At 36.8% G+C, this 14,323-nt stretch carries 19 protein-coding genes; 11 read left to right on the top strand and 8 right to left on the bottom strand.

Annotated features, from left to right (window positions below; genetic code table 11):
* Positions 1-8 precede the first annotated feature (8 nt).
* From PHI47_RS03490 to PHI47_RS03465, 6 genes are all read left to right on the top strand, one after another.
* The gene (locus PHI47_RS03490; protein ID WP_299933809.1) at positions 9-812 is read left to right on the top strand and encodes a helix-turn-helix domain-containing protein; all 804 of its coding nucleotides are present in this window, start codon (positions 9-11) and stop codon (positions 810-812) included.
* Positions 793-1,044: a hypothetical protein gene (locus PHI47_RS03485; protein WP_299933807.1), complete on the top strand. Its 252-nt coding sequence runs from the start codon at positions 793-795 to the stop codon at positions 1,042-1,044. The genes PHI47_RS03490 and PHI47_RS03485 overlap by 20 nt, the downstream gene beginning before the upstream one ends.
* Positions 1,028-1,819, top strand: coding sequence for a P-type conjugative transfer protein TrbJ (trbJ, locus tag PHI47_RS03480; protein WP_299933805.1), 792 nt, complete (start codon positions 1,028-1,030; stop codon positions 1,817-1,819). Before PHI47_RS03485 ends, trbJ begins: the two co-directional genes overlap by 17 nt.
* Positions 1,820-2,017: 198 nt before the next feature.
* Positions 2,018-2,179, top strand: coding sequence for a hypothetical protein (locus PHI47_RS03475; protein ID WP_299933803.1), 162 nt, complete (start codon positions 2,018-2,020; stop codon positions 2,177-2,179).
* A 5-nt stretch (positions 2,180-2,184) separates the two neighbouring features.
* Entirely contained in the window at positions 2,185-3,408 is a 1,224-nt protein-coding gene (trbL, locus tag PHI47_RS03470; protein WP_299933801.1) for a P-type conjugative transfer protein TrbL, read from the top strand.
* 3 nt (positions 3,409-3,411) lie between these two features.
* On the top strand, positions 3,412-4,131 hold the full coding sequence (locus PHI47_RS03465; protein WP_299933799.1) for a hypothetical protein: 720 nt from the start codon (positions 3,412-3,414) through the stop codon (positions 4,129-4,131).
* Between the two features lie 142 nt (positions 4,132-4,273).
* Here PHI47_RS03465 and PHI47_RS03460 read toward each other — a convergent pair whose 3' ends face one another.
* Positions 4,274-4,408: a hypothetical protein gene (locus PHI47_RS03460; protein ID WP_299933797.1), complete on the bottom strand. Its 135-nt coding sequence runs from the start codon at positions 4,406-4,408 to the stop codon at positions 4,274-4,276.
* Positions 4,409-4,780: 372 nt separating this feature from the next.
* Between PHI47_RS03460 and PHI47_RS03455 the strand changes: the two genes are divergently transcribed.
* The gene (locus PHI47_RS03455) at positions 4,781-5,236 is read left to right on the top strand and encodes a DNA transfer protein (protein ID WP_299933795.1); all 456 of its coding nucleotides are present in this window, start codon (positions 4,781-4,783) and stop codon (positions 5,234-5,236) included.
* 3 nt (positions 5,237-5,239) lie between these two features.
* Positions 5,240-6,805, top strand: coding sequence for a TraI/MobA(P) family conjugative relaxase (gene traI / locus PHI47_RS03450; RefSeq protein ID WP_299933793.1), 1,566 nt, complete (start codon positions 5,240-5,242; stop codon positions 6,803-6,805).
* A gap of 148 nt (positions 6,806-6,953) precedes the next feature.
* Here the strand turns inward: traI and PHI47_RS03445 are convergent, their stop codons facing one another.
* Positions 6,954-7,454 carry a hypothetical protein gene (locus PHI47_RS03445; RefSeq protein WP_299933791.1) on the bottom strand — a complete coding sequence of 167 codons (501 nt, stop codon included), beginning with the start codon at positions 7,452-7,454 and terminating at the stop codon, positions 6,954-6,956.
* A 12-nt stretch (positions 7,455-7,466) separates the two neighbouring features.
* Positions 7,467-7,841, bottom strand: a complete 375-nt coding sequence (locus PHI47_RS03440; protein WP_299933789.1) for a DUF2513 domain-containing protein — start codon at positions 7,839-7,841, stop codon at positions 7,467-7,469.
* Positions 7,842-8,176: 335 nt separating this feature from the next.
* Between PHI47_RS03440 and PHI47_RS03435 the strand changes: the two genes are divergently transcribed.
* Complete coding sequence (locus PHI47_RS03435; protein WP_299933787.1) at positions 8,177-9,025, top strand: hypothetical protein; 849 nt, start codon at positions 8,177-8,179, stop codon at positions 9,023-9,025.
* 75 nt (positions 9,026-9,100) lie between these two features.
* On the opposite strand, the gene PHI47_RS03430 is transcribed toward PHI47_RS03435, so the two are convergent.
* Genes PHI47_RS03430 through PHI47_RS03415 form a run of 4 tightly spaced genes read right to left on the bottom strand, consistent with a single transcriptional unit; the run spans position 9,101 to position 11,896 of the window.
* A complete protein-coding gene (locus PHI47_RS03430; RefSeq protein ID WP_299933785.1) occupies positions 9,101-9,679 on the bottom strand; it encodes a TIR domain-containing protein in 579 nt (192 codons plus the stop codon).
* Positions 9,669-10,148: a hypothetical protein gene (locus tag PHI47_RS03425; protein ID WP_299933783.1), complete on the bottom strand. Its 480-nt coding sequence runs from the start codon at positions 10,146-10,148 to the stop codon at positions 9,669-9,671. Before PHI47_RS03425 ends, PHI47_RS03430 begins: the two co-directional genes overlap by 11 nt.
* Before the next feature lie 3 nt (positions 10,149-10,151).
* On the bottom strand, positions 10,152-10,757 hold the full coding sequence (locus tag PHI47_RS03420) for a toll/interleukin-1 receptor domain-containing protein (RefSeq protein WP_299933781.1): 606 nt from the start codon (positions 10,755-10,757) through the stop codon (positions 10,152-10,154).
* Positions 10,758-10,771: 14 nt separating this feature from the next.
* A complete protein-coding gene (locus PHI47_RS03415) occupies positions 10,772-11,896 on the bottom strand; it encodes a hypothetical protein (protein WP_299933779.1) in 1,125 nt (374 codons plus the stop codon).
* Between the two features lie 324 nt (positions 11,897-12,220).
* Here PHI47_RS03415 and PHI47_RS03410 point away from each other — a divergent pair, with 324 nt between their 5' ends.
* On the top strand, positions 12,221-12,529 hold the full coding sequence (locus PHI47_RS03410) for an STAS-like domain-containing protein (RefSeq protein WP_299933778.1): 309 nt from the start codon (positions 12,221-12,223) through the stop codon (positions 12,527-12,529).
* Here PHI47_RS03410 and PHI47_RS03405 read toward each other — a convergent pair.
* The gene (locus PHI47_RS03405) at positions 12,526-13,362 is read right to left on the bottom strand and encodes a hypothetical protein (protein ID WP_299933776.1); all 837 of its coding nucleotides are present in this window, start codon (positions 13,360-13,362) and stop codon (positions 12,526-12,528) included. The two genes, PHI47_RS03410 and PHI47_RS03405, sit on opposite strands and share 4 nt — an antisense overlap.
* 196 nt (positions 13,363-13,558) lie before the next feature.
* Between PHI47_RS03405 and PHI47_RS03400 the strand changes: the two genes are divergently transcribed.
* Entirely contained in the window at positions 13,559-14,284 is a 726-nt protein-coding gene (locus PHI47_RS03400) for a hypothetical protein (protein ID WP_299933774.1), read from the top strand.
* The last annotated feature ends 39 nt before the right edge of the window (positions 14,285-14,323 follow it).

Here is a 14,323-nt window from a genome sequence, read left to right as displayed (position 1 = left end):
AGTGTGATATGTCTCAAAATCATTTAAGAAATCACTTAAAAAGCGAGTTTGCGCAAATTCCTAATGCGCTGATCGAAGATAGAGAATTATCGGCTACAGCAAGAGCGTTGTTTTGCTACCTAGCAGTCAAGCCCGATGATTGGAAATTTAAGATGAAAGATATTGCGGATGCACTGTTAATTTCTATACCGACACTACGCAAAGTTATTGCGGAATTGAGCACGACAGGTTGGATTGATGACGGTGGGCAAAATCGAGGAGAAAAAGGAGAGTTTGGTGCAAAAATCTTTTCTATCTATCCAACAAAATATCAGAAAATAGGGAGTTTTGAAGAGTGCAAGGTGAAAAAATCACCGCAACGGCAAAAACCCGCATCGGTAAAAAACCGTAGCGGTAAAAACAGCGCACTTAATAATACTCAGTCTAAAAAATACTCAAAGAGAATAAATACTTCATCCTCTTCATCTCCTCCAATTTTGAAAGAAGATGAGTTGGTTGGTTGTGAGATCGTCACAACTCCTAATCCCTATTCGGGACTTCCCGAAAACATTGAGGAGTTGTCCCGTCAAATCGTTATCGATGGAATCAATTCGATCGCTAGGGAGCGAGGGGGTGATTTTAACAAGTACCGCGAGGCACTTGTTAAAGAAATTCTCTCTGGTGGAACTAGAACGATTACAAATATCCGTAATCGTCGATCAAAACTGACTAGAGAACGGGGTGAGCAAATTCAAGCAGGTTTGCAAAGTCATGGCTTTGCAAATATTTTCGATTATCTTGAGGAGGAAATGAATGAACAAAAAAACGCTTGAAATGTGTAGTCGGATTGAATCATATTTGAAAACTCCGATCAAACATCTTGAGAGCTTGGGTCAAGGCGAAGATGTCAAAGTGCTAGAAGCAATGAGGCAGAAATATGAAAATGCAATTTATGACCACATGCGAAAGAATGGTCTAAAAAAAATGTCATTTCAACTTAGTCAGAATTTTTCGACTGAGTACAAAATCTTGTTTGAAGGAACAAAAGATGAAAACAAACACTAAAACCTTAGTCTTGGCCGCGTTGCTTCTCGCGTCAACGCCTCAAGTTGTTCTTGCGGGTGGGGGCGGTATCGCCGGAGCATCCGAGCCTACGCAAATTTTGAACAACATACAGCTTGTAAATCAGTATGCAAAACAAGTTCAGCAATACCAAACTCAATTGGAAAGTTTGACGAATCACATACAGCAAACGCAAATGATGGTTCAAAATCTTCAAATGCTCCCGGCGACCGTATGGCAAAAATTCGCAAATGATGTGATGAGCTTAAAAAACATTGTTCAGCAAGGCCAAGCCGTGAGTTTCGCGGCGGCAAACCTCGATTCACAATTTGCTGAAAAATACAAAGGGTACACAAGTTATGAAGCATCGGCCGCGCAATCGCTCGATGCTCGGACATCTTCGTTCACGCAACAATACAGAAACATAAATCAAAGCACGCGCGACAGCACTAACGGTACGCTCAAAGCCCTCAACACTCAGATGAACGCCCTCACTTCGGATGAGGCAACGATGAATATGTTGCAAAGTCAATCACGATCTGCTGACGGACAGCTAAAAGCAATTCAGGCGGCCAATGAAATCGCACTTCATCAAACCGACACATTGAAAAAATTGCAGTACACGTTAATGACGCAAGCATCAACACAAGCGTCATACATGGCGGCGACAAATGACAAAGAAACGGCGCAACGTGCGTTATCTGAACGTCGCCAACAATACACGATACCTAATACTAATCGGGCGGGCAATACTCGCCGGTATGAAAACTGGCGGTAACCTATGTCATTCAAATTTGATCCGATAAATCAAAGAGTAATTGAGGTTAAGGAAGCATCGAGATGGGAGCGTTTGAAACGTACCCCTGCTTCACCTTTATTGATCTTCAAGATTGTTTTCCCGGCTTTGTTGTTGTTCACTGTAGTCATGTATTACTGTTGATCCCATTTACATTTTAAAAATAGTAGGAGATTCACAATGAAAAAGGTTATTTTGAGCGCGGTATTGGCCGCTATGGTTTTGAATTTCACCGGTTGCGGTGATGATCGTAACGATGGGTTCAAAGAGCGTAAGCAAACACAAGGTGAACCGGATATTGATCGTCCTGGAAACACCAAACGTTATGAAAACTGGCGGTAGTTGCTATGAAGCGGCTCATTATTTTTTTTGGACTATTGCTCCCGGGTTTTCTGTATGGAGCGATTGACCCGGCGGCAAGTCACGGAGACACGCTTTTAGCGTCCTTTGAAGCGGCAAGTACACATTGGCGTTCGGTAATCGTTCCTGCGGCTATGTGGGTATTTGGTGCGCTTATAACGATAGATTTGGTCATTGAATTCGGAAAAATCGCCATGAGCGGAAAAGTCGATTTTAGCGATTTTATCCCTCCGCTGATTCAAAAGACGCTCATTATCGGATTTTTTATGATGCTCTTTCAATACTCGGATTGGCTTGCGACAATCCCGGATTCATTTGCGAAACTTGGGGATCAAGCATCGGGTGAAACAGTTGACCCCGATAATATTATTGCGAATGCGCTAAAAATCGTTCTTTCCTTAATGGAGGGGCTTTCGGTTTATCATTTGATAGATTCGATCACACTTTTTTTCAGCGCGATAATTATTTTAATTGCATTTGGTTTGATGGCGGCTCATCTGATTATGGCGTATATAAAATCTTATGTAATGTTGGCACTTGCTCCGCTTGTATTTTCATTGGCGGGGTTAACCCAAACGCGACAAATGGCGTATAACCCCATTTTTGCAAACATTAAGGTCGGTGCGGAGATTTTACTATTAAAGCTTTTTCTTGGCCTATCCATTACGATGATGCACGATTTCGCGGCGCACGTCGATAATGACAACGGCTCAATTTTTGTGATGATTATCATGTCGATCGTAATGGCTTCCGTTGTTCATATGTCGTCGGGGATCGTCGAAGCCCTTTTTTCCGGTACTGTCGCTCAAACCTCGACCGCCGGGCTTGGAACGGCGGCGGCTGTTGCCGGTGGTATGGCCGCCGGTGCAATGGGAGCCGCAAAAGGTGCGGCCGGAATGGGCGCGGCGGTCAAAGCCGCCTCTAATCTTGCTAAAGAGCAAAGAGCCGGGGGTGATTCCTCGGCTTCAACGATGAAGAATCTCAAATCAGCTTTCAAAGATGATTTTAAACGCTCTATGTCCGGAGAAAATCACGGCGGAACAATGGGTGGACGTATGGCGTTCAAAAACTCAACTGATTCGATCGGAACCACAAGAGATAAATTCAGAAAAGACCTCGCGGACAAAAGCGAGAAAACTCAAGCCCAAAACGCTGTTAATGCGACTCGCAACGAAGAAGATGCCCAACAAGCAGCTTACAATAAAGGGTAAGTAATGACACTCTTATTTAATCCAAATTATGAAATCTTTGACAGAACTATGGGAGAGTGGGAGCGGTTGGCGTTTTATGCTCTTGTGGTCTATTTTCGGGAACGGCTCTTGGTTGATCCTGAACAAACAGAATTTACAATTGATGCTGAAACACTCAAGCGGGTGATCGATTTTGAGATGGTATCCGAGGGGGATGAGTACGCCGCCCGGTATCAACAAAAATTCGAGTTTAACAATGATCCTCGAAAAGGTACTCCTATTAGTCAGTTATTCGACATTGTGGGACAGCTTAATTTCGAGATGGAGCTAAGAGAAGCGGATAAAATGACAAGATTCTCACCGTTTGCTTCGGTGAGTGCTCCGCAGAGTTTTGAGACGTTTACGATCGTATTGAACCATGTGTTTCACCGGTTGATCGTTGAACATTACAAGGTATTGATCTGTCACGATTGGATCAAAGCGGGGTTGAGTGATTTAGGTGCATTGGAGATATTCGACGCGATCATAGAACAACCGGATAGTTTCTCAATGATGATCCCGATCGATGAGACGGATGAGTACACGGACGCCGTATTAACGTATGCGCCCGGTATTGAAGAGATCAATGCAAAAACGGATCACCGACTTTGTATCGAGCCGGTCGAAGAGGGCGGCAAAATCGTTGGATTGAGAATTGTCGAACGTATTAATGCCTATTACGAATCAAATGAATCGGCGGCTTAATGATTCAATCGATGAACTATTAAACTTTGTAGCCATGATCGAATTTATAAAAAGCTAAAAATAGGGGCAAATAAGATTCCCGAAATAAGAGAATATGGCTAAAAAAGAAAGGTATAGTAAATGACAAGAATTAGTCTAACTATTAACTTTTGTAGCCATGTTTTAGTTTATCAAGAATCCAAAAAACGGGCATCAAAATCGTCATAACGATTCTCAATAGGAGGGGGTCACCTCCGCCCATGTGGCTCGGTTCGTCAATCTCTTTTTGGTGTTCCATGTTCAGACCTCAAAATGGTATTTAGATGGAACTATTTTATCACTCTTGTCATTTACTATACTTGACAAAAAAAGGTATTTATAAAACCGGATTAATGCGTATATTTTCGTATTAATCCGGATTAAAACGTACTTTTGCGGATTTCTCTATTTGGGGTTAAACAGTACGGAAAAATCCGGAAAAATCCGGATTATAACATGGGATAAACAAAACCGAAATAACCCGCAAAAATACGCAATTTTAGGCATTTTTACGCAAATTTGCGCAATTTTCCGCATTTATGCGCACTTATACGCAATTGCATGAAAAAGGGGGAGATCAGTTGCGTAAAATGTTACAAAATACGGTTGAATCTCAGGACAAGATAGGATAATGCCGCACATTTTGCAAGCAAAAAGTACACATTATCATCTTGAACTTACTCACGCTTCGCGTTCGACGTTGGAAAGGGAAAGGTCAAAAATGGGAAGAGCAAAACTATCGAAAGAAGAATTTAGAGGTAAAAAAATTAGTGTCCGGGTCAACGAATCGGAGTTGGCGGAGATCACCGAAAGGGCAAAAATGTACGGGATTCTACCGTCCGAATTTCTCCGCAGTCTATCGTTGAATTATCCGGTTAACTCCAAAGTGGATAAGTGGGCTTTTAAAGAATTATCTGATAGCCGGGCAGACCTTGGCCGGATCGGTGGGTTGCTCAAAATGTGGTTGAATAACGAGAGCAGAAAACCGGGATTGGATGAGAGGGAAGTTATTAATCTATTGGCGCAGATCAAAGAATCACAAGACTTCTTAACTCTATGCGCTAAAAAACTCGTTTCAAAGGAGTGAGTCATGATCGTTAAAAAAGTAGCAAAAATACGGAAAGAGGGCGGGGGGAGTTTCGGCGGTTTGGCCGACTATATTATGGACGTTAAGAACGAGGGAGAAAAAGCCCGGGATCATCAATTTACGAATTGTAATTTTGCTGATGATATACCCTTGAGCATTAGAGAGATCGAAGTGACTCAAGCTCTTAATACGTTATCAAAAGGTGATAAAACCTTTCACATGATCGTTTCATTCGTCGAGGATGAAAATCCATCCCTTGAGATGATGAGAGCTATAGAGGAAGAGTTTGTAAAATCGCTAGGGATGCAAAATCACCAACGTCTTAGCGTGATCCATGACAATACGAACAATCTACATATGCACATTGCCATCAACCGGATCGATCCCGAAACATTTACGATCAAAGACCCGTTCCGGGATATGTACACTCTCCAAAACAAAGCGATCGAGCTTGAGGAAAAATACAACCTCAAACGAACCAATCACTTACCAAAAGACCGGGAACCGGTACACATCAAAGACAAAGAGATTCATTCCGGCGTAACGAGCTTTTTATCATGGATCAAAGAGGACGTTGCCGGCGAGATCAAGGAGATTTTAAAAGATGAAACCAAATCCCTTGAGGACTTGCAAAAGACTTTAAACAAATACAACCTTGAGCTACGAGAGCGCGGAGCCGGGATCGTCATTTCAGACAAAGACCGGTCATTATTCGTCAAAGCCTCTGACGTTGACCGTGGATTGTCTAAAGGCAATTTAACGAAGCGTTTCGGTGAGTTCAAACCCTCCCGGATCGATGAACCGGCAGTGACCAAATTCGGTGCGAAAAAGTCCTCTTTATGGGATGAATACCAAAAAGAAACCAAAGAGAAACGCACCACCAAAAAAGAGCTACTTGAAACGCTCTCGAGTAAAAGTGAAAAAGCATTTAAAGAGCTAAAAGACGATTATGGCCGGCGGCGAGAGGAGCTTAAAAACAATCCGACGTTAAACAACCGGGTGAAGCGTGAAGCGTACCGGATACTAGGTGAAGAACGCGCCAAAGAGTTTAAATCCCTCAAGGATCAATTCACCGGTGAGCGATCGAAGATATACAAAGATAACGAGTTTAAGACCTATACCGATTACTTGACCGATAGAGCCGCAAACCGTGATTTAGAAGCACTCAATATTTTACGCAGAAAATCAACCAATGATCCGAGCGTTAATGCATTGATCCTCAAGGATGGAGAACGTGAGAACCAATATTTACGAACACTACCGGGACAAAAACCGCACGTATCGAAAAACGGTGACATCTTCTACAAAATCGACGGCGGCAAGATCATCGATGCCGGGCGATCGTTGAAATTCGTTTACGATAAAAGTGAAAAAGCTCTCCGGGAGTTTATGGACTTGGCCAAGATCAAATTCGGGACGATGAGCGCACTTGTGATCCAAGGGAGCGATGAGTTTAAAGAGCGGGTGGGTGAGTTGAACAAAGCAATGGGATTGAAGCTACACGTAGTAAATGACAAGAATAGAGAGATTGGGCAGAATCGGTCGGAGAAAAAGGGGATGGGATTGTAGCTGTTAGATCAATCAAGTTTCCTGTTGTTTTTTACCTATCAAGTGTTCAGATATAATCACTTGTATCTTACAGTAATGAGGCTAATGGTAAGCCTCTTTGTTAGAATGTAACCTGAGTAGTTTTACAGAAGTTGATGAGAGTAAACTTTTAGTTCATTAGCTGAATATTAAATTTAATACCAAAATTTATATCAATAATTCCACCGATTTGTGGTGACACATTACTTAATGTGACTTGTTTAGGTTGTTTGAATAGGTTAACTACTTCAAAAAAAATGTCACGATCCATAAACTCTACAAAAGTTACTTTGTACTTCTTGTTGTTCACAGAGAACTGTATATTTAACTGCTTGTTTTTATTCTCTATAATAGCAGTTGAACCATTTAATAGTTCTATTGATAAATCCTCATCTTTTAGATAATCTAAAACGCGGTCTTCATCGGATAGATTTTCATTTTCTTCATAATAGGCTTTTTCATCCTCACTCCACAGACTTTCCGCTTGTATCTCTTCTGCGGTCAGTTCGCCATTTTTTCTTCTTGATATATATTCTTCTCGTTCTTGTTCTTGCTCTTGTTCAAACATAACATCGGCAATATCATCTGTTGCAAAGTTAACTAAAAATTTTAATTCTTCTATCTTAAGCATTTTAAACTCATCTTATTGATTGATCAGCTTTGCCATGTACCCTTTGGCTATATCTAGAGCTATACCAAGTGTGAAGCCACCAATTTCTTTCATTTTTTCTTTCGTGTTATTCCAAACAGTATCATTTCTAAGTGCATCTAAAAAATCATGTCCTTTGGAAGTTATTCTAAAAATCATAAAGATAGCAAATCCTTTCATCACCACCGGTTTTGATGTCTCTATTAAGCCATCTTCAATTAGCAATTTTATGTGCTCTGAAAGTTTTTTATACTCTTCATCACTACCGTCATAAAGTGAAATATCATTTGATTGGATATTTCCACCCGGAGCTAAATTTTCCTCTAAATATATCATGATATCTCTAAGAAGGTCTAAATCTCTTTTCATGGCAATTCCTTCGCTTTTTTAATATTTGGCATTATATTTTGCCACATGTTTGGTGTACATTTGCCCATACAAACGTACAATTTTTTCTTGATGTGAACTTTTCACCATGCTTGCCGTTGTGTATCTGTCTTTTTAGAATATATCAATTCTCAATAACTTATCTACTTTATCATTTACTTTTGTATCTTATAAATGAAGAGATAGGAGGGAGAAAAAAGGGATGGGATTGTAAACCCGTATAAGAGTATCTGTAAAAATGTTTGGCAAATAAAGAAAAATTTGGTATGCTTTTTGAAGCTTTATAGAACTTTGCTTGCGTTCCCGCCATTTTTGGTATGCTAAAAAGTTTCGTCGGTGTCGTCGTATTGACCAAAACAGGCAATACAGGTAAGGGGAACAAATCTGGATTAATTATGCCTGCACAAATTGTCAAGGACAACATCATGTTTATTATTCATCACTCACAACTTGCAGATTCATTGTCTAAGCAACTAAATGCGTTAATCGAAAAACATCTCATAGAAACGTATATTCAAGAGTCGTTTACTGGTCTTGAAATCTCTTATGATGACATCAAAGTTTCAAATGGTCAATTACACCGATTGATTTCTTCTTCAATACAAATCAAAAGAACAGTCTTGCTTGATATGGTTGCAAAAGCTATGGGATACGGAAACCATCATTCTATGAAAAGTATCATGCAACGGCAAGAAAAAATAATTGATTTAAGAGGTAGGGGATTCGAATGGAATAATAATCTTAGCTTTGATGACTTTTATCAAAATCATTTTTGCCTTTTACGCCATTACACATCTTCAGCGCTCTTACGATCAATAAAAAAAGAAGGTTTGTTGCCTGTTTCATTATCTGGTGTAAAGTCGTCAAACTTAGATGCAATGAGTCCTAAAAATCAAAAAGACTATGTTCATTTTGTGGCGAATGAGGATAGGGTTTATTCAGAAAATGCCGTAAGGGTGCATGGCGGAGAAGAAATCGTTTTGACGGTTAAAGTTCCGCTCATATACCTTGAAGCAGATGACTATGGAGAAATATATTCCAAGAAAAACATCGATCCCAAAAATCAGTTAGTTTTATATGAAAAATTGACTAACGATCTTTTTCGAACTTGTAGGGTTCAGCATCCAATAGCTCCACATTATATTGTGGATATTAAAAGTATTTGAATAATATGATTTTATCATTGACCCCTGTATAGAGCAGGGATCAATGTTCTTTCAGAGATTCTACTAATTTACGATTTATTTAACCCAATTTTTAAAATTATTATATCCATCATCTGCATTCCACTTGTAAACGGAGAAAAAATTTGACAAAGGTATATTTTCTTTTAATGGCAACGTATGTTTTGTAGTAACTTTTGAACTACTGTCTATTTCTGTATAGTAATACCATTTCCCATCATCCTTTTTTTCAATTAAATCATATGAATTATTATCCGTAGCATATACCCCAATATAATCTAATGGATTTTTACCTAAATCTTTTGTCGCACTGTTTTTACACTTAATTCCATTAATATGAACCCCAAAAATATGTTTACCTTTTTTCAAGCTTTTTAATAGTTCATATCTAACCCATCGTCGGCTATAGGTTTCTGAACCAATTAATACACAAGTGTTAGATGTGTATGACAAGCCATTATTGATTAGTTTTTTTAAAGCCAAATTACTTTCTTTTTTAGCCTTCTCCCACATAGAAGAATCAAAATATCCGGCTTCTCCTGCATTTAATTTAAATTGCCCATGATTTCGAACTACATTGGCTCTAAAATCTATAACATCTTGGTAATGAAAACTAAAGAAAACCCTACTTGCCATTAGTAACTCCATTCAAGCAAAATTGAATACACTCGAAAAATGATTTAATATGATCTGTATTGGCTATAAAAATATAAGCAATTAATAAAATCAAAATGCCAAAATAAAAAGGAAATATGCTAATTGAAAACATTATTCTTACAACTGACTGTACATTATTTTTAAATTTCGTAGTACTCATATTAAATAAATCATCATCATGATCCATTCTATACTTGATAATCCATTTATGTAATTCTCTATACAATCTTTCTTGTTGTAAATAATATGCGTCAAGAAACCAAAATGCAAATAAAGGGATAAATGCTATAAATGTATGATTGCTATTGCCTTTTATTAAAAGCGTTGCAGCCACTAAGGTTACAGCCCAAGTTTTAACGTTAAAAGAATTACTAGCCATTCTTTTAATAATATCTTGAACTAGTTTTATCTCTTCAATTAAGATTTTTTCTTTGTCTATACTAGCCATCTGTTAGTTCCTTTCGATAGGCTTCAAACCATTATTCAGCCATCCACTGAAGATGATATATTTTGTCAAACTTTCTCTTACCCATAAAGCTTGTTCATTTTTACCAGATATTTCATCTTTATCAATATAGTAATACAGGCCTAGATACTCTTCACCTTTAAAATTCTCTTGGAATCCATTCCCATATTTTTTAATAGGTAAAATTGCCACCATCTTATCTTTAATCCCATCAAAATACCCTAGTTCCCAAGGCATCCATCTAGATGTACTAGAATTTTCAGAAGTAGCATAAATCAGACTTTTTGATTGTTTCATTCTTTTTTGTAGTATTTGAGCTGTTTCTTTTGTTACGTTGTCTCGACTGAGTAATCTGTCATTAATCCAATCAACATATACCTTATATCCAAAGCTTTCAAGCTCACGCTTTAAAGCCGGTATTATCGCTCTGTCATTATAACTGTGGGATAAAAAAATATCGAAACTATCAGAGTCACTTACATAGACAGAATGTGCTGATTTAAACAGTCTATTTGCATTTAGAGAGTCATAAGACTCTGAGAATGTGCTATAGCTATTCCTGTTTAGGTCATCATAGTTAAACAACGCCATAAATTTAATTCTCCTTATTGATTTTTATAATCTTCAAATATCTTAAATGCACAATTTCCATCATTTATCATATCAACACATTCTATTTCTTTGTTTAGTTCTTTTGCATATAAAATTTCCATTTCAACCCATTCTGAAAAGAAATTATTTTGTGGATCATTTGTATTTTTCGTTCTAATGAATAATACTTTCTTTGATTGCTGAATTCTCTTTTGTAAAACTATTTTTGTGTACTCACCTGCATATTGTCTCTTCAAAAAATCAGTATCATTAAACCAATCACAATAAACATGAAGATGTGATTGATTCAAAGATTTGATTATTTCTTTCACTAACCCATTATCTAAAAAGCTATGTGATATAAAATAATCAAATGTTTTTTTATTTTGAATTGAGTCATTTTCTATTCGTTGCAATAAATCTAAAGGCTTCATATCAAAACTTGTTTTTTCTGACATATACGATTTCTTTTTACCTTTGAAACCTTTTCGCAGTTTAACGTATCGTCCAAGGCTCTGTAAATGTTTAAACGCCATTATTCTAATTTGGCTATTTCGCTCACTATCATTCAATTTATAAAAAAATTCCAATGATTTTTCACATTCATATTTTTGCAATTCTTTTGCTATTTCCATTTTTTCTTCAGTAGTTATACCTTTTCTATGGTATGCATTAATAAAAATATCAATATATAAAGGTTCTACCTCTTGAATAAGTTCTTTAGCGTCATCAAATTTTTTACTTAACTTTGAGATACGAGATTTTGTTTTTTCTTGAAGCATTTTTATTTTTTTTATACGTTGTTCTTCATTAAAATTATCTCTATGTAACTTTCTTTGTCCCTCAGACAACATATGTTTTACTTTTGGAAGTCCATATAAATAGAATTGAGGTTGTATAGGTTTGTATCTTTTCTTTTTTCCAACTTTTACTAAAAAGTCATCTTTTTCCTTATAAAGTTTATATCTTTGTTCAATTATCCCCCATTCATAAGGGTATAGTTCTTTAAATAGAGTAAGTACATCTTCTTTGCTGTAGTTATATGGTAATACTGATTTAATAATATTTAGTGGAGATTTTAGAGATTCATTAAAGCTCATAATTTCTCCAACGTATTTTCTTTTTGTCATTCCAGGCATATGTAATTTTATCTGTCTTTCATTTTTAAAAAGTATACAACACTATAATTTGTTTTGTTTTATTAAGATACAATTTTTGACTATCAGTATTTTTTTTATATTAAATTACTTATTTTCAATCAAAGATTGTCTATATCTCAGGTAGAAACAAACTTGCATACGATAGTTAGATTAAGCTGAACCATTACAAATTATTGACACTATTACGATATAGTGTTATCAAGTGCACGATAAAAGTGTGGTAATATTCCGCACCACAAAATATGACCGTTTTGAAACGGCAATCATTAGGCTAAATGCCTTACAAATAGAAAGAACACAAAGATGGGAAACATACTTATCAACGTTAAAAACGAAACCGGCGGTTTTGAGTTTATCGGTTCACGCGGAGCAGGTGAAATTATCCGTGAAAAGATGAAGCCTGTATTGGATCAAAAGGGTGAAGTAACCCTCGATTTCGCGGGAGTAGATCAAGTTACTCAATCATTTATCGATGAGTTCTTTGGAATTTTTATTCGTGCTTTCGGGATTGAATACATCCGGGGCAAAGTAAAACTTGTCAATGAAACTCAAGGTATCAAAGATACTATTAACTTTGTTATCAAATACTCTAAAGAGCGTCAATCCGCTTAAAAAAAGTCCTCATCTTCTTCGAGGACATCCCCAACTAAAAATCTACGTTGAAAATCTGCAAAATCATGTGCAATGAATGATTGATAAAATTCAAATGCAACGACAACGCCTTTCCACGGGGTCGATAGTTTCTTAGATGTTATATTTTCATCTTTGTCACAGCGTACAAGTGTGTCATTGGAGATAATAACGAAACTCCCACCGGTCATTCTCAATATTTCAAACATTGCTGACAATCCAAACCCGGCATTTTTGGGAGCACCATACATGCGAGCGCGTGTAGAGGTAATTCCTTTTATTAATGCTTTTTGTATGGCTTCAAATTCATTGTCAACATCCGTGAAATTAAGACGCATATTTTCTAAAAATCCTACTCCACGATCCGCAACAACAAATTGTATTTTTTTCTTGGATGTAAAGTATTGTGCCATTGTGTAACCGCCGACGGAAGAGTGTGAATGATCGGAGACGTTATTCATTAGCTCCGAAAAAAGATATTGCAAATAATTTTTTAACTCTTTCCGATCACCTTGGGATAGAGTGGTAAAGTTTTGAAGCATAACATCTGTTAAGTGGCTACATATTGCTTCATGTCCTCGATTGTGCGTTTCAATGTTTTCAACGGGGCTATACGTCTTATTTGGCTTGTGATCGTTCAAAATTACCGTTCGGATGTATTCGCTTCCGGTTGTAATATCTAAGTGAGCATCATTTTGATAAGCTCTAATCATAGCCGCATAGATAGGTTCAGCATAGGAGGGACTTCCAAAGTTGATATTCGTGCCATCGAACAGATGCATATAGTTTTCGATATTGTCGATGGTAATGCCCATATAGTAATTCCTTTTGTGATTACGAATTTTATCTTTTTTTTAATAACTTCATATTTTATATTAGGCCAGAATAATGGGTATAAACTCACAAAAAAGCTTTTTCCTCTATAATGCTATTGATTTCTATGAAAAAAATCGAGTGTTATCAAGTATAAAAAGTAAAATTTTTGATTATGGATTATAAATGAGTATAAGTATGAAAACATATGCTTTTTTAATTATGAATAAAATTATTAAAGCTCTTCCACTAGCAATACTACTCTCTATCATTATGAGTATAGGTCAAGTAATTCAACCAATGTTCACTAAAATTTTTACTAGTGAATCAGTAAAGCTATATGACACCTTGAATGAAGGTGTAATTACAATCAATCAAGCTGATTTTATAGAATGGTTTTCTGCTTACTTCTGGCCATGGTATTTAATCCCATTTCTGTTAATAGTAAATTTTGCCTTTAAAGGTGAAAAGATCAAGAAAGTGTTGGTTTATTTAACTTTTCTTATTTTCTTATGCTTGATGGCTACAGATTTTTTGTTTTGTGTTTATAAAAATCCAGAGGATCATTTGTTAGCCAATATAGTATCAAATTTGATTGGTAGCCCAATAATCGCAATAATAATAATACTGTCTTTAGATACAGGAAATATAATCAATCAATATTTTGAAAATGAGCGTACAATTTACCGTAATTTGGTAAATGCAGTTACAGTTATTTGTTTAGGAATTTTGATAGCTTATGGTGCTTACTTAATAGATAAAAATATTTATGCTGTTACAGCATCTAAAATTGATTTATCAGTGAAATTTCCAGTACAAGGAGCTTACGGTATAGATTGTAGATTTCACTCGAAGTTTCCAGCCGTTTCACAAACATGTTTCCACTTTTTCAACGGCGAATCAGGCTGTAAAATTGTAGCGTAAAGCTACACTTCGGTCTCTTCTTTTTTCTTCGATTTTAGT

Source organism: Sulfuricurvum sp., from assembly GCF_028713855.1.
Lineage (GTDB): Bacteria > Campylobacterota > Campylobacteria > Campylobacterales > Sulfurimonadaceae > Sulfuricurvum.
This window is presented reverse-complemented; position numbering and strand designations above follow the sequence as displayed.

Coding starts and splice junctions, on each gene's coding strand:
- PHI47_RS03490 (WP_299933809.1), top strand. CDS start 9: ATGTCTCAAAATCATTTAAGAAATCACTTAAAAAGCGAGTTTGCGCAA.
- PHI47_RS03485 (WP_299933807.1), top strand. CDS start 793: ATGAACAAAAAAACGCTTGAAATGTGTAGTCGGATTGAATCATATTTG.
- trbJ (WP_299933805.1), top strand. CDS start 1,028: ATGAAAACAAACACTAAAACCTTAGTCTTGGCCGCGTTGCTTCTCGCG.
- PHI47_RS03475 (WP_299933803.1), top strand. CDS start 2,018: ATGAAAAAGGTTATTTTGAGCGCGGTATTGGCCGCTATGGTTTTGAAT.
- trbL (WP_299933801.1), top strand. CDS start 2,185: ATGAAGCGGCTCATTATTTTTTTTGGACTATTGCTCCCGGGTTTTCTG.
- PHI47_RS03465 (WP_299933799.1), top strand. CDS start 3,412: ATGACACTCTTATTTAATCCAAATTATGAAATCTTTGACAGAACTATG.
- PHI47_RS03460 (WP_299933797.1), bottom strand. CDS start 4,408: ATGGAACACCAAAAAGAGATTGACGAACCGAGCCACATGGGCGGAGGT.
- PHI47_RS03455 (WP_299933795.1), top strand. CDS start 4,781: ATGCCGCACATTTTGCAAGCAAAAAGTACACATTATCATCTTGAACTT.
- traI (WP_299933793.1), top strand. CDS start 5,240: ATGATCGTTAAAAAAGTAGCAAAAATACGGAAAGAGGGCGGGGGGAGT.
- PHI47_RS03445 (WP_299933791.1), bottom strand. CDS start 7,454: ATGCTTAAGATAGAAGAATTAAAATTTTTAGTTAACTTTGCAACAGAT.
- PHI47_RS03440 (WP_299933789.1), bottom strand. CDS start 7,841: ATGAAAAGAGATTTAGACCTTCTTAGAGATATCATGATATATTTAGAG.
- PHI47_RS03435 (WP_299933787.1), top strand. CDS start 8,177: ATGCTAAAAAGTTTCGTCGGTGTCGTCGTATTGACCAAAACAGGCAAT.
- PHI47_RS03430 (WP_299933785.1), bottom strand. CDS start 9,679: ATGGCAAGTAGGGTTTTCTTTAGTTTTCATTACCAAGATGTTATAGAT.
- PHI47_RS03425 (WP_299933783.1), bottom strand. CDS start 10,148: ATGGCTAGTATAGACAAAGAAAAAATCTTAATTGAAGAGATAAAACTA.
- PHI47_RS03420 (WP_299933781.1), bottom strand. CDS start 10,757: ATGGCGTTGTTTAACTATGATGACCTAAACAGGAATAGCTATAGCACA.
- PHI47_RS03415 (WP_299933779.1), bottom strand. CDS start 11,896: ATGCCTGGAATGACAAAAAGAAAATACGTTGGAGAAATTATGAGCTTT.
- PHI47_RS03410 (WP_299933778.1), top strand. CDS start 12,221: ATGGGAAACATACTTATCAACGTTAAAAACGAAACCGGCGGTTTTGAG.
- PHI47_RS03405 (WP_299933776.1), bottom strand. CDS start 13,362: ATGGGCATTACCATCGACAATATCGAAAACTATATGCATCTGTTCGAT.
- PHI47_RS03400 (WP_299933774.1), top strand. CDS start 13,559: ATGAAAACATATGCTTTTTTAATTATGAATAAAATTATTAAAGCTCTT.